General features: G+C 71.3%; 23 protein-coding genes and 2 pseudogenes. 17 read left to right on the top strand and 8 right to left on the bottom strand.

Features of this window, described 5'->3' with window-relative positions:
* Positions 1-47: 47 nt before the first annotated feature.
* Together AC07DI_RS14130 and AC07DI_RS14125 are read right to left on the bottom strand one after the other, a co-directional pair.
* A complete protein-coding gene (locus tag AC07DI_RS14130; protein WP_478904808.1) occupies positions 48-1,271 on the bottom strand; it encodes a low temperature requirement protein A in 1,224 nt (407 codons plus the stop codon).
* A gap of 218 nt (positions 1,272-1,489) precedes the next feature.
* Complete coding sequence (locus tag AC07DI_RS14125) at positions 1,490-1,912, bottom strand: anti-sigma factor antagonist (protein ID WP_478904573.1); 423 nt, start codon at positions 1,910-1,912, stop codon at positions 1,490-1,492.
* A 335-nt stretch (positions 1,913-2,247) separates the two neighbouring features.
* Here AC07DI_RS14125 and AC07DI_RS14120 point away from each other — a divergent pair, with 335 nt between their 5' ends.
* Both AC07DI_RS14120 and AC07DI_RS14115 read left to right on the top strand, forming a co-directional pair.
* A complete protein-coding gene (locus AC07DI_RS14120; RefSeq protein ID WP_478904572.1) occupies positions 2,248-3,291 on the top strand; it encodes an NUDIX hydrolase in 1,044 nt (347 codons plus the stop codon).
* Positions 3,292-3,399: 108 nt separating this feature from the next.
* Positions 3,400-3,780, top strand: a complete 381-nt coding sequence (locus AC07DI_RS14115; protein ID WP_478904570.1) for a winged helix-turn-helix transcriptional regulator — start codon at positions 3,400-3,402, stop codon at positions 3,778-3,780.
* Between the two features lie 65 nt (positions 3,781-3,845).
* Here the strand turns inward: AC07DI_RS14115 and AC07DI_RS14110 are convergent, their stop codons facing one another.
* Positions 3,846-5,201 carry a M20/M25/M40 family metallo-hydrolase gene (locus tag AC07DI_RS14110; RefSeq protein WP_478904569.1) on the bottom strand — a complete coding sequence of 452 codons (1,356 nt, stop codon included), beginning with the start codon at positions 5,199-5,201 and terminating at the stop codon, positions 3,846-3,848.
* 135 nt (positions 5,202-5,336) lie between these two features.
* Here AC07DI_RS14110 and AC07DI_RS14105 point away from each other — a divergent pair, with 135 nt between their 5' ends.
* Together AC07DI_RS14105 and AC07DI_RS14100 are read left to right on the top strand one after the other, a co-directional pair.
* Positions 5,337-6,539 carry a geranylgeranyl reductase family protein gene (locus AC07DI_RS14105; protein ID WP_384263148.1) on the top strand — a complete coding sequence of 401 codons (1,203 nt, stop codon included), beginning with the start codon at positions 5,337-5,339 and terminating at the stop codon, positions 6,537-6,539.
* 77 nt (positions 6,540-6,616) lie between these two features.
* Positions 6,617-7,144, top strand: coding sequence for a hypothetical protein (locus AC07DI_RS14100; protein WP_478904568.1), 528 nt, complete (start codon positions 6,617-6,619; stop codon positions 7,142-7,144).
* 61 nt (positions 7,145-7,205) lie between these two features.
* Here the strand turns inward: AC07DI_RS14100 and AC07DI_RS14095 are convergent, their stop codons facing one another.
* Entirely contained in the window at positions 7,206-7,745 is a 540-nt protein-coding gene (locus AC07DI_RS14095; protein ID WP_478904567.1) for a GNAT family N-acetyltransferase, read from the bottom strand.
* A 10-nt stretch (positions 7,746-7,755) separates the two neighbouring features.
* Positions 7,756-8,976: an FAD-dependent monooxygenase gene (locus AC07DI_RS14090; RefSeq protein WP_478904566.1), complete on the bottom strand. Its 1,221-nt coding sequence runs from the start codon at positions 8,974-8,976 to the stop codon at positions 7,756-7,758.
* Between the two features lie 106 nt (positions 8,977-9,082).
* Here AC07DI_RS14090 and AC07DI_RS14085 point away from each other — a divergent pair, with 106 nt between their 5' ends.
* Complete coding sequence (locus AC07DI_RS14085; RefSeq protein ID WP_478904807.1) at positions 9,083-9,643, top strand: TetR/AcrR family transcriptional regulator C-terminal domain-containing protein; 561 nt, start codon at positions 9,083-9,085, stop codon at positions 9,641-9,643.
* Positions 9,644-9,754: 111 nt separating this feature from the next.
* Here the strand turns inward: AC07DI_RS14085 and AC07DI_RS14080 are convergent, their stop codons facing one another.
* Positions 9,755-10,252 (bottom strand): nitroreductase family deazaflavin-dependent oxidoreductase, encoded by a 498-nt coding sequence (locus tag AC07DI_RS14080; protein WP_478904564.1) that lies wholly within the window; start codon positions 10,250-10,252, stop codon positions 9,755-9,757.
* Between the two features lie 211 nt (positions 10,253-10,463).
* On the opposite strand from AC07DI_RS14080, the gene AC07DI_RS14075 reads away from it, so the two are divergent.
* The 12 genes and pseudogenes from AC07DI_RS14075 to AC07DI_RS14020 all read left to right on the top strand — a co-directional run bounded on the left by AC07DI_RS14075 (position 10,464) and on the right by AC07DI_RS14020 (position 17,549).
* Positions 10,464-11,171: a TetR/AcrR family transcriptional regulator gene (locus AC07DI_RS14075; RefSeq protein ID WP_478904563.1), complete on the top strand. Its 708-nt coding sequence runs from the start codon at positions 10,464-10,466 to the stop codon at positions 11,169-11,171.
* 210 nt (positions 11,172-11,381) lie between these two features.
* Complete coding sequence (locus AC07DI_RS14070; protein WP_478904561.1) at positions 11,382-12,683, top strand: sensor histidine kinase; 1,302 nt, start codon at positions 11,382-11,384, stop codon at positions 12,681-12,683.
* Entirely contained in the window at positions 12,680-13,345 is a 666-nt protein-coding gene (locus AC07DI_RS14065; protein ID WP_478904560.1) for a response regulator, read from the top strand. Before AC07DI_RS14070 ends, AC07DI_RS14065 begins: the two co-directional genes overlap by 4 nt.
* A gap of 142 nt (positions 13,346-13,487) precedes the next feature.
* Positions 13,488-13,892: pseudogene (locus AC07DI_RS14060) on the top strand (recombinase family protein); the annotation flags it as partial.
* Between the two features lie 220 nt (positions 13,893-14,112).
* Positions 14,113-15,351 carry a helix-turn-helix domain-containing protein gene (locus tag AC07DI_RS14055; protein WP_478904558.1) on the top strand — a complete coding sequence of 413 codons (1,239 nt, stop codon included), beginning with the start codon at positions 14,113-14,115 and terminating at the stop codon, positions 15,349-15,351.
* A gap of 197 nt (positions 15,352-15,548) precedes the next feature.
* Entirely contained in the window at positions 15,549-15,902 is a 354-nt protein-coding gene (locus AC07DI_RS14050) for a hypothetical protein (RefSeq protein WP_478904557.1), read from the top strand.
* Positions 15,896-16,063: a hypothetical protein gene (locus tag AC07DI_RS14045; RefSeq protein WP_478904556.1), complete on the top strand. Its 168-nt coding sequence runs from the start codon at positions 15,896-15,898 to the stop codon at positions 16,061-16,063. The genes AC07DI_RS14050 and AC07DI_RS14045 overlap by 7 nt, the downstream gene beginning before the upstream one ends.
* The gene (locus tag AC07DI_RS14040; protein ID WP_384263117.1) at positions 16,060-16,299 is read left to right on the top strand and encodes a DUF7848 domain-containing protein; all 240 of its coding nucleotides are present in this window, start codon (positions 16,060-16,062) and stop codon (positions 16,297-16,299) included. The genes AC07DI_RS14045 and AC07DI_RS14040 overlap by 4 nt, the downstream gene beginning before the upstream one ends.
* Entirely contained in the window at positions 16,296-16,607 is a 312-nt protein-coding gene (locus tag AC07DI_RS14035; RefSeq protein WP_384263114.1) for a hypothetical protein, read from the top strand. The genes AC07DI_RS14040 and AC07DI_RS14035 overlap by 4 nt, the downstream gene beginning before the upstream one ends.
* Positions 16,608-16,611: 4 nt before the next feature.
* Entirely contained in the window at positions 16,612-16,812 is a 201-nt protein-coding gene (locus AC07DI_RS14030) for a hypothetical protein (RefSeq protein ID WP_478904555.1), read from the top strand.
* A gap of 119 nt (positions 16,813-16,931) precedes the next feature.
* Positions 16,932-17,051 (top strand): annotated as a pseudogene (locus tag AC07DI_RS14025) (LuxR C-terminal-related transcriptional regulator); the annotation flags it as partial.
* A 96-nt stretch (positions 17,052-17,147) separates the two neighbouring features.
* Entirely contained in the window at positions 17,148-17,549 is a 402-nt protein-coding gene (locus tag AC07DI_RS14020; RefSeq protein WP_384263108.1) for a MarR family winged helix-turn-helix transcriptional regulator, read from the top strand.
* 40 nt (positions 17,550-17,589) lie between these two features.
* Here the strand turns inward: AC07DI_RS14020 and AC07DI_RS14015 are convergent, their stop codons facing one another.
* A complete protein-coding gene (locus AC07DI_RS14015) occupies positions 17,590-18,333 on the bottom strand; it encodes a maleylpyruvate isomerase family mycothiol-dependent enzyme (protein ID WP_478904554.1) in 744 nt (247 codons plus the stop codon).
* Between the two features lie 52 nt (positions 18,334-18,385).
* Complete coding sequence (locus AC07DI_RS14010) at positions 18,386-19,714, bottom strand: MFS transporter (protein WP_478904552.1); 1,329 nt, start codon at positions 19,712-19,714, stop codon at positions 18,386-18,388.
* Between the last annotated feature and the right edge of the window lie 120 nt (positions 19,715-19,834).

The following is a 19,834-nucleotide window of genomic DNA, read 5'->3' as shown; positions in this document are numbered from 1 at the left end:
GGGTTGCCGGTCTTGGTGCCTGCGCTGGTGTGGACGCCGAGCCCCAGTCAACTGTCCCGCGTACGGAGCTCTTCCAGCATCCGCTGCTGGTGGCGGTGGCCGACCGTTTCGTAGCCGACGACGGTGACGAAGGGGGCGACCATGACGATCAGCAGGCACACGGCGATCGCGACTCCCGCCGCGGCCAGCACGACGGCCAGGACCAGGACGGCGAGGGTCAGGGAGATCAGGAGCAGGTGGAAGCGGTCCGCGGTGGACATCAGCAAGGTGTGCAGCAGGTAGACCATGAGCAGGAAGAGGCCGACCGGGAGCGCCAGGGACAGGACGACCGCGACATGGCCGAGTTCGGAGTGGTGCTCCAGCTTCAGGCCCGCCACGTGCAGTCCGGCGCCCGCGCCGGCGATCCCGATGAACAGCGGAATGTGACCGTAGCCGAAGAGGTACCCGCGCCCGCGGCGGTGCACGAGGATGTCACCGAAGGGCGTGGCGAAGTACACCCACCACATGCCGAAGGTCAGTCCGACGCCGGCGATGACGACGGCGATGGCGTTCCCGCTCCAGTCCATCCCGTCCGCGCCGCCGAGGAGGTCGCCCGAGGAGGCGACGGTGCCGACGACGCCCTCGCCGAGCACGATGATGGCGAACAGGCCGTAGCGTTCGGCGACATGGTGGGGGTGCCACGGCGTCCCGCCCGCGCTGCCTTGCGTGAGCACCGGCAGGCCCAGTTCCAGCGCGCCGAGCAGGACGAAGGCGATGAAGACGGCCGCGAGCGGCAGCGGGGTGAAGGCGACCACGACCCAGCCGAGCTGGGCGATCACGGTCCAGCGGATGTTCGCCCTGCCGACGTCGTGGAACGCGGCGGACTCGCGGGCGGCGCGCCACCACTGCAGGACCATCGCGACACGCATGACGATGTAGCCGATCACCATGACGCGCAGTTCGAGATGGCCCCCTTCCTCGACGGAGTGGAACATCGCCGGCAGTCCCAGGGAGAACACGACGACGCCGACCATCTGCACCATCGTCAGGGCCCGGTACAGCCAGTCGTCGGTGCCGAAGGCGGAGGCGAACCAGCTGAAGCTGATCCAGGCGACACTGATCGCGAACATCGCCAGGACGAACGCGGTGACCGCCTGCCCCGGATGCCCCTCGGCGGCCATCTCGGCGAAGTGCGAGGCGGCCGTGCCGACCGCTACCACGAAGGTCAGGTCGAACAGGAGCTCCAACGGCGAGGAGGCCCGCTCGTGCTCTTCAGGATCACGCCCGGTCATGGGCACCAGACTGTGCGCGAGCCGGCCTCTGCCGCTGGTCCTGGTACTGCCCCTGCCCGTGTCCTTACCGGTGCCGCCGGGCGGTGCGGAGTCGCTCATGGGCAGCATTATGTTCGCAGCCCCCTCGCAATCCGGTGCGCCCTGCCGGGGACCGGCCGATGGCGTACGCGGCGTCCGCCGGATCCCGCGCGGATCCCACGCCGGATCCCGTCGGTGCGTCAGCTCTCCCCGTCCTCCGCGGACTCCGGGGACTCCAGGGACTCCGGCGGTTCGAGCAGCGCCGCGCCGAGCGTCGGTGCCGGGGCCAGGAGTGACGTGAGGCCCGTGACCCGCATGACGCGCAGCGTCAGCGGATGGGTGCAGACGAGGCGAAGGCGGCCGCCTCTGTCGGTCACCCGACGACGGACCCGCATCAGCAGGGCGAGGCCGGAGCAGTCGAGGAAGTCGACCTGTGTGAGGTCGATGATGACGAGCGGCTCCGGTCCCGCCGCCACGGCGTCGAGGAGCGGCGCCGATCCGCGAAAAGTGACGACGTCGATCTCGCCGTGCAGTTCGACCACGACCGCGTGGTCGAGGCCGTACACCCGAGGCGGTCGATCCGAGTCCTCGCAGGTGAATTCGCTCAGTGTGTCCTGTCGCATGTACCCCCCAGCGCCGGGCCGAAGTGCTCCGAAAAGCGCGGCCAAGCCGAAGTGTCCGCTGTGCGAGTCACCGGGGGCCGGGGTGCCTGTGGTGAAACGCTAGCGGGGTCCGGAGCGGTTCGGAGTGCCGGAACGTTTCATGCAAGGAGTTCGCCACGCGTTGGGGTGAAGATTACGGAAGCGCCTTGACGGAATGCCTGCTATTGAGGCAGGGGGGAAGTGTGGGGGTGGCCTGACACCCGTATGCCGCGGACCACTCCGCTCCCATCAGCGCCGGGTTTCCATGGCAGGGTGTTACGGGCAAGCCACAGGGGGCCAACAGAAGAGGGGGAACCGTGATCGTCTGGATCAACGGCACGTTCGGTGCGGGCAAGACCAGCGCCGCGCGGGAACTGATCGAGCTGATCCCGAACAGCACACTCTTCGACCCCGAGGTCATCGGCGGCGCACTGCCGTACCTGCTGCCGCCCAAGCGCCTCGACGAGGTGAGCGACTGTCAGGACCTGCCGATCTGGCGCCGCCTCGTCATCGACACCGCCGCCGCCCTGCACGCCGAGGTGGGCGGCACCCTCGTGGTGCCGATGACGCTGCTGCGCCAGGAGTACCGCGACGAGATCTTCGGCGGTCTCGCCGCGCGCAGGATCCCCGTGCGCCACGTACTGCTCGCCCCGGACGAAACGATCCTGCGCGAGCGAATATCGGGCCGCGACGTGCCCCCGGACCAGCCCGACGGGGACCTGCGCGTGCGCCAGTGGTCCTTCGACCACATCGAGCCGTACCTCGCCGCCCGCGCCGCCTGGCTGGACGCCGACGCCCACCGCATCGACACCAGCTCCCTCACCCCGTACGAGACCGCCGAACGCGTCGCCGAAGCCGTCCGCACCGAGAGCGCCTCCGTGTGCGACATCGTGCAGACCCCGGAGCCCACCTCGGAGACCCTCGCCGCGGGCGTACTGCTCTTCGACGAGCAGGACCGCGTGCTGCTCGTCGACCCGACGTACAAGGCGGGCTGGGAGTTCCCGGGCGGAGTCGTCGAGCCCGGCGAGGCTCCCACGCGCGCGGGCGTACGCGAAGTGGCGGAGGAGACCGGCATCCGGCTCGACCGCACCCCGCGCCTGCTGGTGGCCGACTGGGAACCGCCGCAGCCGCCCGGCTACGGAGGCATGCGCCTCCTCTTCGACGGCGGCAGGCTCCAGGGCGAGGATGCCCGCCGCATGCTGCTTCCCGGCCCGGAACTGCGCGGCTGGCGCTTCGTCACCGAGCAGGAGGCCGCCGAACTCCTGCCCGCCGTGCGCTACGAACGACTGCGCTGGGCGCTGCGCGCACGCGAACGCGGCGCCGCGCTCTACCTGGAGGCGGGCGTCCCCGTCAGCGGTTAGCCATGCGCTCCGGAGCGACGCCCGCATACTCTCTTGTGGTTACCCGGGAACCATAGGAGAGTGGGCGCGTATCCGGCAGAACGCACGTTCAAGCGACCGAGGAACGCCATGGTGACCAAGCAGTACACGGGCTCGCCCGAAGACGCGGACCTGAGGCGCGCGGACTCCCTGGCGCGGGAGATCTTCTCGGACGTCGCCAACAAGTGGGCGTTCCTGATCATCGAGGCCCTCGGCGAACGGACGCTGCGCTTCAGCGAGTTGCGGAACGAGGTCGAGGGCGTCAGCCACAAGATGCTCACCCAGAACCTGCGCATGCTGGAGCGCTACGGCCTGGTCGAGCGGACCGTCCACCCCACGGTGCCGCCCCGGGTCGAGTACACCCTCACCGAGCCGGGCCGGGCCCTGCGCGCCACGGTCGACGGAATGTGCGGCTGGACGCACCAGTACCTCGGCCACATCGAGGCCGCCCGCCGCCGCTTCGACACCTGACGTACCGCGCGGGGCCGGGACGGGCGCTCGGCTGCCGGCCGTGCGCCCGTCCCGGTCGGAGCCGGTCAGCTCGCCGCGTACTTCCGCAGGAACAGCGCCTCGGCCACCGAGAGCCGCTCGAGCTCCTGCGGCGACACGCTCTCGTTCACCGCATGGATCTGCGCCTCCGGCTCGCTCAGGCCGATCAGCAGGATCTCGGCCCGCGGGTAGAGCGCCGAGAGGGTGTTGCAGAGCGGGATCGAGCCGCCCTGGCCCGCGTACTGCATCTCCTCGCCCGGGTACGCCTCGCTCATCGCCTCGGCCATCGCCGCGTACGCCGGGCTCGTCGTGTCCGCGCGGAACGGCTGGCCCTGACCGATCTGCTCCGTGCGCACCCGCGCGCCCCACGGAGTGTGCGCCTCCAGGTGCGCCCTCAGCAGCTTCGTCGCCTCGGCGGCGTCCACGCCCGGCGGCACCCGCAGGCTGATCAGCGCCCGCGCGGCCGCCTGCACCGACGGCGTCGCACCGACCACCGGCGGGCAGTCGATGCCGAGGACCGTGACGGCGGGGCGGGCCCAGATGCGGTCGGCGACGGTGCCCGCACCGATGAGCTCGACGCCGTCGAGGACCTTCGCGTCCTTGCGGAACGCGGCCTCCTCGTACTGCAGTCCGTCCCAGGCGGCGTCGCTCGTCAGACCGTCGACCGTCGTCGAACCGTCCTCGGCGCGCAGCGAGTCCAGCGTGCGCACCAGTGCGCCGAGCGCGTCCGGGGCGGCGCCGCCGAACTGCCCGGAGTGCAGGTTCCCTTCGAGGGTGTCGACGCTGACGCGGACGAGCGTCATGCCGCGGAGCGTCGACGTCACCGTCGGCAGACCGACCCGGAAGTTGCCCGCGTCACCGATGATGATCGTGTCGGCGGCGAGCAGCTCGGGGTGTTCCTCCGCGTACCGCTCGAGGCCGCCCGTGCCCTGCTCCTCCGAGCCCTCCGCGATCACCTTCACGTGCACGGGGACGCCGCCGTTCGCCTTCAGGGCGCGCAGCGCGAGCAGGTGCATGATGACGCCGCCCTTGCAGTCGGCGCTGCCCCGTCCGTACCAGCGGCCGTCGCGCTCGGTCAGCTCGAAGGGTGGCGTGGCCCACGCGGCCTCGTCGAGCGGCGGCTGCACGTCGTAGTGCGCGTAGAGGAGGACCGTCGGCGCGCCCTCGGGGCCCGGCAGGAAGCCGTACACCGACTGCGTGCCGTCCGGGGTGTCGAGCAGTGCGACGTCCTGGAAGCCCTCGGCGCGCAGCGCGTCCGCGACCCACCCGGCCGCGGCCTCGCTCTCGCTCTTCGGGAACTGGTCGAAGTCCGCCACCGACTTGAAGGCCACCAGTTCGGTGAGCTCCGCCTTCGCCCTCGGCATCAGTGAGGCGACGGTCTCGGCGATCGGATCCGGCGACATGGGCACGCTCCTCATAGGTGCGACGTTGTACATGTGGGTAGATGTGATCCTCCCACAGGAGGGGCCCGCGGGCCTCGGCCGTAGGATGCCTGAGGAAAGCGCGGCCAACAGCGGGATCAGGAGCGGTAGACCAACGTGAGCAGCGAGAACTCAGCGGACGACACCCGGCACGTGTGGGACGTCGTCGTGGTCGGAGCCGGCCCCGCCGGGGCCTCCGCGGCCTATGCGGCAGCCGTCGCGGGACGCACGGTGCTCCTTCTGGAGAAAGCCGACATCCCGCGCTACAAGACGTGCGGCGGCGGCATCATCGGCCCCTCGCGCGACTCGCTGCCGCCCGGCTTCGAACTGCCTCTGCGGGACCGCGTGCACGCGGTGACGTTCTCCCTCGACGGCAAGTACACGCGCACCCGCCGCTCCCGCCAGATGCTCTTCGGGCTCGTCAACCGCCCGGAGTTCGACCAGCAGCTCGTCGAGCACGCCCAGAAGGCGGGCGCCGAGCTGCGCACCGGTGCCACCGTCGCGCGCGTGGAGCAGCACGGCCCCGAGGTGCCCGACCGGCGCACCGTGGCCGTCGTGCTGCAGGGCGGCGAGAGGGTCCTCGCGCGCGCCGTCGTCGGTGCCGACGGCAGCGCCAGCCGCATAGGGGCACATGTCGGCGTGAAGGTCGACCAGGTCGACCTCGGCCTGGAGGCCGAGATCCCGGTGCCGGAGACCGTCGCGGAGGACTGGGCAGGACGGGCGCTCATCGACTGGGGGCCGATGCCGGGCAGTTACGGCTGGGTCTTCCCCAAGGGCGACACCCTCACCGTCGGCGTGATCTCCGCGCGCGGCGAAGGCGCGGCCACCAAGAGGTACTTGGAGGACTTCATCGCCCGGCTCGGCCTCGCGGGCTTCGAGCCGAGCATCTCCTCGGGGCACCTGACGCGCTGCCGCAGTGACGACTCGCCGCTCTCGCGCGGCCGGGTCCTGGTCTGCGGTGACGCCGCGGGACTCCTGGAGCCGTGGACCCGCGAGGGCATCTCCTTCGCGCTGCGCTCCGGCCGGCTCGCGGGGGAGTGGGCCGTGCGGATCGCGGAGGCGCACGACGCGGTGGACGCCCGCCGCCAGGCGTTGAACTACGCCTTCGCCGTCAAGGCGGGCCTCGGCGTGGAGATGAGCGTCGGGCGCCGCCTGCTCAAGGCCTTCGAGCGCCGCCCCGGCATGGTGCACACGGCGATCACGACCTTCCGCCCCGCGTGGAACGCGTTCGCGAGGATCACGCGCGGCTCGACGACGCTGGCCGAGCTGGTCCGCACCCACCCCATGGTGGGCCGTGTCTTGCAGGCACGGGAACGCTAGACGACGCGGGCCCCCCGCGCACGAGGTGATGACGGCGGCGCAGCTGTCGTCGGGATATCGGGAGAAGTGAGCAACACATGGCCATGATCGGCCTGTTCTGGATCGCCGAGGGCGACGTGTACGTGGGCGCGAAGCCGTCCGGTCTGGCTCCCGGGGTACGCCTGACCCCGCAGGGGGTGGTGGCCCTCGGCGACGGTCAGTCCGGTCTCCACCCGTGGGAGGACGTGCACGCCCTGACGGTGGCGGACGTCCCGGTGAAGTCCCTGATGCGGCGGGTCGGCGCGGTCACGTCCGTGGCTCTGGGAACGGTCAAGGAGCTTGCCCTGCCCATGAGCCCCGGCCGGGTGGACGAGGCCGCGGCGATGATGACGGTACGCGTGGCAACGGCACGCGGCGAGTACGAGCTGAGCGCCTACGTGGCCGCGGCCATCGGCTACCCCCAGACCGAGGTCGACCTCTCCCGCGCCCTCCTGTCCCGCCTCACGGAGGGCGCCGCGACGATGGAGACGACGCTGGCGGCCATGTCGGAGTGGGGCCGCGCGCGGGAGGGCGGAACGCCTCGCGGCGCGGAGCGGGAGAGGCTGCTGCGGGAGTGGGCGAGCTAGCCGGCTGATTCGGTGAGCGGCTTCTTGCGCGCAGGGCAGGAGAAGCGGTGGCTCAAGCGGGCTACGGGACGGGGAACCGGATGCCCATCCACTGTTCGGCGCCCCACGCCTCGTACCGTTGCACCTCGGTGAAACCCAGCTTCGCCGCGAGACGCATCGAGCGGTCGTTGGCGGTCTGGGTGCAGAGGACCACCGGTTCGCCGGGCAGCGCGCGGGCGCACCAGTCGAGCGCGGCCGCGCACGCCTCCGCGGCGTATCCGTGTCCCCACGCGCGCGGCAGGAGCAGATAGCCCAGTTCGGCCTCTCCGGCTTCCGGACGTGCAGGGGTCCGGGGCTCCGCGTCGCGCCGTTTGAACTCGATGGTGCCGATCATCGCTCCGTCGTGTTCGATCACGAAGAGGCCGGGGCGCCGCCCGGGGACCGCGGGCATCGCGCGCTCGAGCTCCGCACGCGGCCGAGGGCCACCGATGTAGGTGCCCACCTCCGGCGACGCGAGCAACTCGACGAACGCCGTCCGATCCCCGCCCTCGGACTCGCGGAGCATGAGCCGTTCGGTCCGTATCGGGGCGGGTGGCCAGGTGACGGGTCCGAGTTCAGCCATGCCGCCGAACTTAGCAGCCCGGCCGCACCCTGCTTGGGGGAAGCTGCCAGTCGCCGCCGCGGTCCTCCTTCGACCAGCGCGCGGCGAGGTCGGGGATGTGCAGGAAGCAGGCCAGGGCGGTGATCGTCTGGAAGGCCTCTATGGCGCCCCGGGTCATCGGCATGCCCAGGCGCAGGAGCCGCGGATTGACCTCGGCCTGGATCTCGTTGACGAAGGGCCGCAGCACGGTGTCGTAGTTCGCCAGTGCCGTAGGCAGATCGTCCGGGTGCCGGTTGATCTCGTCGGCCAGGACGCACGCGCCGACCAGGCCGCCGGAGACTCCCATGCCGCTATAGGGGGAAGCGCAGTGCGCGGCGTCCCCGGCCAGGACCACGCGGCCCTTGGACCAGGTGCCGGTGCGCACCTGCGCGATCTCCTGGGAGTAGAAGAAGGGACTGGTCCCCATGCCCTCGATGAAGCGCCCGGTCTGCCACCCGGCGTCGCGGAACCTGTTCGCCCAGAACTCCCGCTGACGTTCGACGGATGCCCGATGGATCGCCGAGGCTTCCTCCGATGCCTCTCGTAGCACGAAGTAGACCTGCGTCTCGGTCGGGTTGTGGCTGCGGCGCATGATCTGACGGCCGCCGGGGGCCATATAGGTGTCCCGGATGTCGCTGTCGGAATCGATGCGCGGGACGAACCAGTACGCCATGTGGATGCCGACCCGCCAATACGGGTCGAAGCCCTCCGGGAGCATTCCTTGACGGATGCGTGATCCCTGTCCGTCCGCGCCGACCAGGAGGTCGAACGCGCCGGACGACCCGTCGGAGAAGTGCGCGACGACGTGGTGCTCGTCCTGCTCGAAACCGCTCACGCTGTTGCCGAAGACGTACTCGACGTCGTGCTTGGTCGCGTCGTGGAGGATGCGTACCAGGTCGCCACGCATGATCTCGTACTCGGACGTCAGTGTCTGGCGGCCCCGCCCGGAGGTGTTGGCCATGATCGTCGCCCGGGCCCTGCCGCGGGCGTCGACGAAGGCGACGCCCTTCTCGTCCACGAGCCTGTCCCGGACGTCGTCGAGAAGCCCCATGCGGCGGACGGCCTCGATGCCCTGGCCCCGCAGGTCGACCTGGGCGCCGGTGGCCCGCAGTGCGGGGAAGCGTTCGACGACGGTCACGCGGTGGCCGCCCCTCGTCAGCCAGAAGGCCAGCGCCTGCCCCGCGACTCCGCCGCCGGCGATGAGGATGCGCAAGGGCCGCGTCCTTGAACCCCGTCTCATGTGCGCTCACCCCAAAATCTATCAGTGAATGATTCCTCTCAGAGTTCTCTATCGGCGATAGATTGTCAACGTGACGAAGATGAACCGTGAGACCGTGGTCTCCGAGGCACTCGACCTGCTCGACGAGGTGGGCCTGGATGCCGTCAGTACGCGGCGACTGGCGAAGCGTCTGGGCGTCGAACAGCCCTCGCTGTACTGGTACTTCCGCACCAAGAAGGACCTCCTGGCCGCCATGGCGCAGGCCGCGATGGCGCCCCATGCGAACGCGCCGCTGCCGATGCCCGGGGACGACTGGCGCGAATGGTTCCTGGCGAACACCCGCAGTTTCCGGCGCACCCTGCTGATGCGTCGCGACGGCGCGCGCCTCCACGCCGGCTCCACGCCCACCGCGGACCTCGACCGGATCCGCCACAAGCTGGCTTTCCTGGTCGACTCCGGAGTGCCCGAGCGCGACGCGCAGATGGCGATGCTGGCGGCCGGCCGCTTCACGGTCGGCAGCGTCCTGGAAGAGCAGGCGGACTCCGGTCCCGCCGCCGGCCCGGAACTGCCGGACGACATGCCACGCGTCGATCCCGAATCGGCGTTCGAGGCGGGACTCCGCCTCATCGTGGACGGCTTGGCACCGCGCGTCATGGCGTAGAGGCCGGGCCGGGGCGTCCGCCACGTCGGATCGTGTGCTGAGCGGGCATGGTCTCTGGCGGGCGGCTGGCAGGGTCTGGGCCGGGCCGTCGACCCCGGTCTCGCTCTGGCGCTACTTGCGCACGGTGATCCGGAAGACGGGGTGGTCCGGTGCGACCGCCAGGATCTCCTCGTCGGAGGAGTCGGAGGTCACGCCCTGGAAGTACTCGTTGACCTGCCAGCCCCAGCGCTCCAGATAGCCGCGCAGAACCGGCAGCTTCTCCGCGTCGGGCACCTCCGCGGCACTGAACACCCGCATTTTGCGCCCCACCCGCAACTCTCCGCCGCCGGCCGCACGCATATTGCGCACCCACTGCGAGTGCCCGCGCGCCGATACGAGGTACTGGCACCGGTCGCCGTCGTGCGTGTACGGGTTGACCGGCACGCGCTGCATCTTGCCGCTCTTGCGGCCCCGGACGGAGAGCTCGGCGCTGCCCGCCAGGCTGACGCCGTGCCGTGCCAGCCAGCCGATCACGCCGTTGAGTCGGACGTTGAGGCGGCTGCCTTCCAGGTAGTACGGGGGGTGCGTGGGCCGGGTCGAAGCGGAGGAGGTGGTGGCTGTCGACGACATGGTGCTCTCCCGTGGATTGGTGGGGCGGGCGGCTTTCGGAGCAGTGCTATCGGATCAGTGCTCTCGGATCAGTGCTCATTGTCGAGAGCGCTGCTCTCGCTTGAGAGCAGTGTGCACCAGTTCGCCGCTCCAAAGCAAGAGCAGTGCTCTCTATTGTGTGCGCCGCACGCAACCGCGTGCACCGCTCCCACCCCATGACACACTGACCCGCATGACCAGCAGCGTCGGCGCCACCAAGGGCGCCCGGGCCCGTGCCCGCGAAGAAGTGACCGCCGCGATCAAGGACGAGGCACGCAGACAGCTGGCCGCCGGCGGCGCGGCCAAGCTCTCCCTGCGCGCCGTAGCCCGAGAGCTCGGCATGGCGTCGTCCGCGCTCTACCGCTACTTCCCGAGCCGCGACGACCTCCTGACCGCACTCATCATCGACGCGTACGACTCCCTCGGCGCCGCCGCCGAGGCCGCGCACGCGGACGCCTCCGGGCAGGAACCCCTTCGCCGGTGGACCGTGATCTGTGAGGCGGTGCGGGCCTGGGCGCTGGAGCATCCGCATGAGTACGCGCTCGTCTACGGCTCGCCCGTCCCCGGATACAGCGCGCCCGACTCGACCGTTCGGGCTGCCGCGCGCGTGGGGCAGTTGCTCATCGGCGTCGTGCGCGACGCCCATCAAGGCCGGGGACTCGCCGTTCAGCCGGTGCGGGGCGTGCTGCGCACCGAGGGGGAGCGGATCGCGGCGGATGTCGCGCCCGATCTGCCACCGGCTGCGATCACGGCGCTGGTCGCGGCGTGGGCGCAGCTGTTCGGGCTGGTGAGCTTCGAGGTGTTCGGGCAGTACAACCGCCTAGTCGAGGACCGCTCGCCGTTCTTCGCACACGCGGTGACGCAACTCGGCCATGGTGTGGGCCTGTTGCCGCAGAGTTGAGGTGCGGCTCGGGACTGGCCGAGGTCATGGACGAGCCAGGAGTGCCCGCGTGGCGACGACGGATGTCCGCGTCCACTTGTCGGCCGGGGTCGCCCGCCAGCCGTGACATCCCGATGGCGCCGTACGCCCACAGCTACTCCCGCGGGAGTACGCGTGATCACCACGCCCGTCGGACGCCCGTCCGAGCCCTCCCGGTCTAGCGTTGCCGTCATGGACGACCAGCGCGAACGCAGGACCGGCGGCCCGGCCCCGGCGTGGGGCGGGCCACCGATGTGGCGACAAGGCCCGCCTTGGTGGAACCCACGGAACCCATGGGATTCCGCGACCGGGGAGCGGACAGTGCGGCGGCGGCTGCCCTGGCTGACGACCTTCCTGCTCACCGCGTTCGTGCAGATCGGTTCCGGCTTCGCCGAGCACGGCCAGCCCGGCCGCGAACCGCTCAACCCCTACGCGAGGGTGCTGCTCTTCCTGGCCACCGCGGTCCTCCTGCTGCGCCACCGCCACCCCGTGCCCGTCGTGTTCGCCACCGCCGGGCTCACGCTGGTCTACGTCGGCGCCGGGTTCCCGTACGGCCCCGTCCTCCTGGCGGTCGCGGTGGCTTGCTTCACCGCGCTCGTCGCGGGGCACCGGCGCGCGGGCTGGGGGGCCGTCGGCGGGCTCTGGGCCGGGCATCTGCTGATCGCGCACTGGCTGTACCGCTGGCTGCCGCCCGGCCACGACGGTGCCCGCCCGTGGGCAGAGGAGATCGCGGGCGCCGTCTGGGTCGTCGCGATCATCGCCGTGTCCGAGCTCGGCCGCGTACGCCGTGAGCAGTGGGTCAAGGAGCGCGCCGAGCGTGCTCGGGCCGCCGGGCGGCGCGCGGACGAGGAGCGGCTGCGGATGGCGCGGGAGCTGCACGACGTCCTCGCGCACAGCATCTCCGTCATCAACGTCCAGGCGGGCGTCGGCCTGGCCCTGCTCGACTCCGACCCGGAAGCGGCCCGCACCGCACTGACCACCATCAAGGCCGCGAGCAAGGAGGCGCTGGGCGAGGTGCGCCAGGTCCTCGACACCCTGCGCGCGCCGGGGGACGCGCCCCGCGCCCCGGCGCCCGGTCTGGACCGGCTGCCCGAACTCGTCGAGCAGGCGGCAAGCGCGGGCCTCACCGTCGACGTCACCACCGAAGGCGCCACCGGGAAGCTGCCGCCCGGTGCGGACCTCGCCGCGTTCCGCATCGTCCAGGAGGCGCTGACGAACGTCGTACGCCACTCCGGTTCACGCCACGCGCGCGTGCTGGTGCACCAGGAGGCGGCCTCGCTCACCCTGCGCATCGACGACGAAGGACCGTCCACCGGCGCCGACGCGGGCGGCAGCGGCAACGGACTCGCCGGGATGCGGGAGCGTGCCGCCGCCCTCGACGGCACGATCGAGGCGGGCCCGCGGCCCGACGGCGGCTTCCGCGTGACCGCCGTGCTTCCCTTGGCGGCGGGCCGTGAACCAAGGGCCCGCACCGCACCTCGGGAGGACCAGTGATCCGGGTACTGCTCGCCGACGACCAGTCCCTGGTCAGGGCAGGCTTCAAGGCGCTACTCGGCGCGCAGCCGGACATCGGGGTCACGGGTGAGGCCGCCGACGGCGAACAGGCCGTGCGGATGGTGCGCGAACTGCGTCCCGACGTCGTTCTGATGGACATCCGCATGCCGTTGCTCGACGGTCTCGCCGCCACCCGCCGGATCACCGGCGAGCCTGGCCTCGACGACGTGAAGGTGGTCATGCTCACCACCTTCGAACTGGACGAGTACGTCTTCGAGGCGATCCGTTCCGGGGCCTCCGGCTTCCTGGTGAAGGACACCGAGCCGGACGAGCTCCTGCGGGCGGTGCGGGCGGTGGTCGACGGGGACGCGCTGCTCTCGCCGGGCGTGACGCGCCGCCTCATCGCCGAGTTCGCGGCGCGCTCCAAGGAACCGGCGGCCGTCGGTGCCCTCGGTGAACTGACAGAGCGGGAACGCGAGGTGATGGCCCTGGTCGGCATCGGTCTCTCCAACGAGGAGATCGCCCGCCGCCTCGTGGTCAGCCCGCTCACCGCGAAGACGCACGTCTCACGTGCGATGACGAAGCTGGGGGTACGCGACCGCGCTCAGATGGTCGTGCTCGCGTACGAGTCGGGCCTTGTGCGGCCCGGCTGGTTGGGCTGACAGGGCCCGCCCCCGGCGCACCTAGGGAGACCGCTGCCCAGGTCGCGCGAACAACCCGGATCACGGGGCGCACAACGCTGCCTAGGCAACAGACCTAGGAGCACCACCCGTGAAGTCCGTCATCATCTAAGTCCGCGTAAGCCATGCCGACCAGGCGTCTGTGTCGGCCGAGACGCAGGTGCGAGAGTGCCAAGACCACTGCGACCGCAACGGGTGGCGCGTGGTCGGAACCTTCGTGGACAAGAACGTGTCCGGGCCTGGCGAGTGGGCGACGCTCCGCCGCGCAGCGGACACGCTGGACGAGCTGGCCGCCCTGGAGGACGCGGCGGCCGACGCTCCCGCGACCGTGCCGGGCTCGAAGGGACAACCGGTCGCGAACCCGCTGTTCGCCGAGATCCGCGCACACCGGACGACCTACGGAGCGCTGACGCGGGCCCTCAAACTTCCCACCGAGGCCGAGGAGTTGGCCAAGGTGACGACGGCCGAGCGCGGACACCTGGACCCGCACACGAAGGCTCTGCGAGCCGCACGAGCACGGCACGGCTGACCGCGAACGAGCGGGCGCAGAACGCAGCGCGTGGCGATGCACTGGGGGTGACGTCGTCATGTGACCCTCTCGGGAGCGAGGCCCCGGAGTCGGACCACGTTGGACGTGGTTGGCTCCGGGGCCTTGTTCTGTTTTCCGGGGCCTGGCCCGTGATCCCCTGCCGCTGGACGGCTTCGCGCCGTACGCTGGCCACAAGGGCTTGACACCAGGGAGCTACCCCATGACGGACGCACTTCCCGAGGACGCAACGACCGGCGAGCGGATCAAGTACCACCGCGAGCGGGCAGGTATGAGCCGCCCTGTACTCGCGGGGCTCTGTGGCCGTGGGCCGGACTGGCTGAAGAAGATTGAGACCGGGAAGCGGCAACTCCACAACCATGGGCTACTCGTCCGTCTCGCGAGCGCGCTCAAGCTCTCGGACCTGTCGGTTCTGACGGGCGACCCGTCGCCCCGCCGTGTGGCTCCTGGCGGGAAGCTGATGCTTACGGCCGCGAGCGGCGTACGTGACGCCGTACGGGGCTCGTTGTTCCAGTCCGGGCCGCAGGTGCTCGGTACGTCTGTGGACGTGCTGAAGGGCCGCGTCGCTGAGGCGTGGGCCCTGTGGCACGCGTCCCGCTTCCAGCGCACCGAGGTAAGCGCGCTGCTGCCCGCGCTCATCCGCGACGCCCAGGTTCTCCCCCGCCAACTAGAAGGCCAGGCAAGGCGCGAGGCGTACGCGGCTCTCGCCGAGGTCTACCACCTGGCGCAGCAGGTGACCGCGTACAGCGTCGAGGCCGAGCTGTACTGGATCATCGCGGACCGGGGCCGTACCGCCGCGCAGGACGCGGACAACCCGCTGAGCCTCGCCGGAGCCGCCTGGACGTTCGGGAACGGGCTCCGCGAGAACGGGTACGCCGAGGAGGCCGTACAGGTCGTGGCCGAGGCCGCCGACGCGCTCCGGCCGAGGCTCGAAGACGGCTCCGACGACCTCCGGGGCATGTTCGGGGCTCTGCACCTTCACGCGGCCGTGACGTGCGCCCGTGAGGGCCGCGAGGGCGACGCGTGGCGGCACTGGGACGAGGCCGACCGCACCGCCGACCGGCTGCCCAACGGGTACGTCCACCCGTGGACCGTGTTCGGGCGGGCGAACACCGACTTCCACGGCGTGAGTGTCGGCGTGGACCTCCGGACTCCGGGGCTCGCGATGACGCGCGCCGAGTCCATCGACCTGGCCGCCATGCCGAGCGTGGAACGCCGCTCCCGCGTGCTCGTGGAGCTGGCCCGCGCGCAGCGCCAACGGAAGGACCTCGCGGGCGCGGTGCACTGGCTGAAGCGGGCGCAAGAGGCGTCGCCGGAGACGGTCCGCTACACCCCTTCGGCGCGCGGGCTCGCGTACGACCTCGCGAAGGACAGTCGGGGGCCGCTCCGCTCCGACGCACAGCAACTCGCCGACGAGGTAGGGGTACTGGCCGCCGCGTAGGGGGGGCAGGCAAGGCACGGGGACAGTTCGGCCCCCACGTAGGGTCACCTCCCGCTTACGGTCGTCGAATGACGACGCGAGCGACTAGGACGACCGGGCGGGCGAAGGAGAGTCCCGCGCAGCGACTCAAGCGGGGCGAGGCCGCGCTAGGCGGACTTCACGCCGCGCTCGCTCGCGCGGGAATCACCCTCCCCTCGTTGCGACTTGATACGACGAGTTTCGAGAGCGGGCCGATCCTGGTGGATCTCGCGCGCTGCAACATCGAGACGGCCGAGGCGCTGACGGCTGCGATCCTCGCGGGCCTGCCGAAGCCCACGGTCCCCGACGAGGAGACTGACGACAACCCCGACCTGTACCCGCCTACCGGCTCCCGGGTGGTGGACCTGCGTACGTCCAGCGTCGGCAAGGTCGAGCACATCGCGAAGGGGCTCGTCCACGTCGTCCCCGAGGACGGCGGCGAGCCGTGGGACGCGCCGCCCGAAAGTCTCCGGACCGTGTCCACCCGCGACGCCGATCACGTCCGGACGACGGACGGGGGCGGGCCGTGCTGAGAATCGCGGTGTACGAGATCAAGCCTGACGGGACGCGCACCGAGCCGCACGACGTGGTGGAGGTGAAGCCGGACCCGGCCGACGGGCTACCCGACGTGTCGGCCCGCTGGCCAAAGTGCACGTGCCCGCAGCACCGCCGCCGCGAGGAGGGGACGCGGTGAGCGTGCGGGGCGTGCTGCGGTTCGTGACCCACCGAATCACCGAGCACCCGGACGTACCCGCCGCCTACTCCGCGACGTGCAAGGCGTGCGGCTGGAGCACGGGCCCGGAGCCCGACGCGGCCCCCGTGGACGTGGCGTGTCTGGAGCACGCGGGCCGGTCCGGTCACCGCGCGTTCCGGCGGCTCCGGGGGTCGGATGCGTTCGTGGTCCGTGAGGACGAGAAGGACGCGAAGTGACCGAGAAGGCAGGGAAGTTCGTGAACAGTCTTCGAGCGCTTCGGCTGCTGCCCGGACACCGCGTCCAGCACGAGGGCGAGTGGCTGACCGTGGCCCACACGACCGACACTCACGGCGTCACCGGGACGCCCCGCGTGCGGATCTCGTGGGAGGAGCCCGGACACCTGCCGCTGACGGTCCATGCGGCCGAACTGCTGACGGTGGGGATGGATGAGTTCGTGGACTTCCGCGAGCCGCTTCGCGAGCACCGCTCGGAGGTGGCCGAGCTGCCCGAGGGGCCGCCCGTCCGCGAGCGACGGAGCGCGTAGGGCTGTGGCTGACGTACTGCTGTGGCGCGAGCCGGACGGGATCTTTCTCGTCTACGCGAAGGGCAACGGTCGGCCCCTGGGGACGTTCTACGCGGAGCCTGACGGGTGGTGGGTCGTGAACCTCGCGAACGGCCGGACGTTCCAGACCTGGGGGTCGAACGCGGACCCTGACGAGATCACGCGGCGGCTCGTCCGCAAGCGTTGACACGGCGCGGCGGCGTGGCCTGTAGCCCTCCCCCGTGGGCGTCCCCGTGCCGCCGTACTACGCCACGAGTAGTACCCGCGCTGAGCTGGCCGAAGGCCCGGTATCCTCGTCAGTCCAAGCCTAGGTGCGTCAAGACGCACGTGAGCAGGGCCATGGTGAAGCTGGGCGCCCGCGACCGCGTCCAACTCGTCGTCCTTGCCTATGAGTCGGGCCTGGTCCGGCCGGGCTGGCTGGGCTGACTGCGCAGGTGCGCGCAGGAGCAGGGACGCATGTAATTGCATATGCATTTAATGCCGGTGCAACAAACCCGCGCGATTCTGCTACCGTGCGATGCCATGGCGGCGAAAACAGCCGAGCAGGGGCTCGTGGACCAATGGCGCGACATTCTCGCGGTGCATGCGCGCACACTGTGCGAACTCGACCGTGAGCTCCACCCGCACGGCCTCGGGGCGAGTGACTTCGAGGTCCTCGACGTACTGGCCGAGGGGTCGTCGGACGACGGCGGCTGTTCGTTCCGAGTGCAGGAGATCTCCGCGCAGGTCCACCTGAGCCAGAGCGCGCTCTCCCGCCTCATCGGGCGTCTGGAGAAGGACGGCCTCGTCGAGCGCGGAATGTGCAGCGAGGACCGTCGCGGCGTGCGCGTCTCCCTCACCGGCAAGGGACGCGCCCTCCACGCCGAGGTGCGGCCCCTGCAGCGGGCGGTCCTGAAGCGGATGCTCGACGGCTCCATGAGCTGAGCGGCGGCGCGCCCCGCGACCGATCCGCGGGCCGGTGCCGTCAGCCCATGATGATCGCGGACCTCTCCCGCCACAGCGCCGCCAGCGAGCGGTCGCCCGTGACCTCCGGGAACGGCAGCCGGTTCCACAGCGCCAGGTAGAGGCGGGCCGCCGGCCCCGACACCTCGCAGTCCGCGGGCGCCGTCGCGCCGCGCTCGGTGACCGGTGGTCCCTCGGAGAGGCGTACGGTCCAAGTCCGCTCGTCCGGCGCGTCCGTGGCCCGCACCCGCAGTACGCGCGGTTTCGCGCTGCGGACCCGGCTCTTCTGCCGCGCGTGGAAGCCGAGCAGCAACTCCTCGATGCCGTTCACGGCGAACTCGGCGCCGATCGGTGACGGTGTGCCGCCGCGCGCGGACTCGGCGTCCACCCGGTGGATGGTCGTCTCGTTCGCCTGCCGCCGGGTCCAGAAGGCCAGGGGGGAAGCGGCGGGCAGGAACGCCCAGCACTCGACGTCGGGCGGCGCAGCGGTGAGCGTCGCGACGAGCGCGGCGTGCCCCTCGCGGAACCACTCGACGAGCGCCTCGCCGTCGAGGTCGGGGAGTTCACCGCCGAGCCGGTACGACGTGCGCCGTTCGGCGACGAAGGCCGCGGCCCAGCGGTGGACCATCCCCGTGTGCTGCAGCAGGTCCCGCACCTGCCAGTCGGGGCAGGTGGGAACCTTGATGTCGGGCCCCGCCTCGGCGGCGGCCTTGGCCAGCAACTGGCCTTCCCTGTCCACCACTTGGATGTGCTCGGAAATATCCATAGGGCGAAGTGTGTCGGATGGAGCGGGCTCGAACCGGAACCTCCGGTTGATGTCAGACCGTTTCCGTAGGCGCCGTACGTTCCCCGCGTTCCGCGGCCCGCGCGGTTTCCGGGGCCTTCGCCCGTTCCGTCCGTTCGGTCCGTTCCGTACGCTCCGTATGACGTGTCGCGAAGCCGATGACCGACGCGACGGCGGCGAGCAGTGCGACGCTCGTGAGCGCCGTGGGCAGCGAGTACCAGTCCGCCATGAAGCCGATCAGCGGCGGCCCGATCAGCATGCCGCCGTAGCCCAGCGTCGACGCGGCGGCGACCCCGCCGGGACCGGCGAGGGCGCCCGCCCGTTCGACGGCCACCGGGAAGATGTTGGCCAGCCCGAGCCCGGTGACGGCGAACCCCGCGAGGGCGAGTCCGGTCGAAGGGGCGAGCGCGCCGAGCAGCATTCCGGCGCACGCCGTCGCGCCGCCGGCGACCACCGTGCGGGTCCTGCCGAGCCGTTCGAGGAGCGCGGTGCCGGAGAGTCTGCCGATGGTCATGGCGAAGGCGAAGCAGGCGTAGCCCGCGGCGGCGACGCCCGGGTGCGCGTGCAGGTCGTCCTCCAGGTGGAGGGGGCCCCAGTCCGCGATGGCGCCCTCGCCGTACGCCGTGCACAGTGCGATGAACCCGAAGACCATCACGAGCCCGCGCGTGCGGCGGTCCATCCGGCGTGCACCACCGGCCGGCTCCACCGGGGCGGCGGCCTGGTCACGGGCAGGGGCATCGTCGGCCTTCCGTAGCCGGTCCGGCGTCCCGTACCGCAGCAGGGCGGGCGCCGCCGCCGCGGTGATCGCCAGGCCGACGACGGTGATGCCGAGCAGGTGGCGGGTCGGGGAGAGGTGTCCCGCGACGAGGCCGCCGAGGCCGGAGCCGAGCATGCCGCCGAGGCTGAACGCGGCGTGGAAACTGGGCATCACCGGGCGCTGCAACGCGCGTACGAGATCCACGGCCGCGCTGTTCATCGCGACGCTGATCCCGCCGTACGCGGCTCCGAAGAACAGCAGCACGAGGCCGAGCACGAGGACCGAGCCCGTCAGCGGCGGCAGTGCGACGCTGAGCGGCAGCGCCACCCCGCAGGCCACGGTCATCGGGATGCTGCCGTAGCGCCGGCAGAGGTGCCCGGTGAGTGTCATGGTGACCACGGCCCCGGCGGAGACGGCGAGCAGCGCGAGCCCCAGTTCGCCGGCCGACGCCCCGGTCTGCTGCTTGATGGCGGGGATGCGGACGACCCAGCCGGCGAAGACGAAGCCGTCGAGGGCGAAGAAGACGGTCAGTGCGATGCGCAGGCGGCGGAGGTCATGGTCGATGGGCCGCGACGCTGCGGTCCCTAGTTTGTTTAGTAGCGGCACAAAGTCAGGGTAGGGGCGGGCGCGGGTGGCGTTCAAGGCGATTAAGGACGGCGCACAGGGCGATTCCGAAGGACGACACCGAACGGTTACGGAGAGGAACGGGCGGATGACGGCGGAACG

The sequence above is a fragment of the Streptomyces sp. NPDC044106 genome (genome assembly GCF_056433985.1).
The sequence above is the reverse complement of the archived record's forward strand: the minus strand, read 5'-3'. Positions and strand labels throughout refer to the sequence as shown.

Excerpts from the sequence above, each read along its gene's own strand:
- AC07DI_RS14115 (WP_478904570.1), top strand. The coding sequence starts at position 3,400 with ATGGTGACCAAGCAGTACACGGGCTCGCCCGAAGACGCGGACCTGAGG.
- AC07DI_RS14085 (WP_478904807.1), top strand. The coding sequence starts at position 9,083 with ATGAACCGTGAGACCGTGGTCTCCGAGGCACTCGACCTGCTCGACGAG.
- AC07DI_RS14110 (WP_478904569.1), bottom strand. The coding sequence starts at position 5,201 with ATGTCGCCGGATCCGATCGCCGAGACCGTCGCCTCACTGATGCCGAGG.
- AC07DI_RS14130 (WP_478904808.1), bottom strand. The coding sequence starts at position 1,271 with ATGACCGGGCGTGATCCTGAAGAGCACGAGCGGGCCTCCTCGCCGTTG.
- AC07DI_RS14095 (WP_478904567.1), bottom strand. The coding sequence starts at position 7,745 with ATGGCTGAACTCGGACCCGTCACCTGGCCACCCGCCCCGATACGGACC.
- AC07DI_RS14100 (WP_478904568.1), top strand. The coding sequence starts at position 6,617 with ATGGCCATGATCGGCCTGTTCTGGATCGCCGAGGGCGACGTGTACGTG.
- AC07DI_RS14070 (WP_478904561.1), top strand. The coding sequence starts at position 11,382 with ATGGACGACCAGCGCGAACGCAGGACCGGCGGCCCGGCCCCGGCGTGG.
- AC07DI_RS14075 (WP_478904563.1), top strand. The coding sequence starts at position 10,464 with ATGACCAGCAGCGTCGGCGCCACCAAGGGCGCCCGGGCCCGTGCCCGC.
- AC07DI_RS14080 (WP_478904564.1), bottom strand. The coding sequence starts at position 10,252 with ATGTCGTCGACAGCCACCACCTCCTCCGCTTCGACCCGGCCCACGCAC.
- AC07DI_RS14125 (WP_478904573.1), bottom strand. The coding sequence starts at position 1,912 with ATGCGACAGGACACACTGAGCGAATTCACCTGCGAGGACTCGGATCGA.
- AC07DI_RS14055 (WP_478904558.1), top strand. The coding sequence starts at position 14,113 with ATGACGGACGCACTTCCCGAGGACGCAACGACCGGCGAGCGGATCAAG.
- AC07DI_RS14020 (WP_384263108.1), top strand. The coding sequence starts at position 17,148 with ATGGCGGCGAAAACAGCCGAGCAGGGGCTCGTGGACCAATGGCGCGAC.
- AC07DI_RS14015 (WP_478904554.1), bottom strand. The coding sequence starts at position 18,333 with ATGGATATTTCCGAGCACATCCAAGTGGTGGACAGGGAAGGCCAGTTG.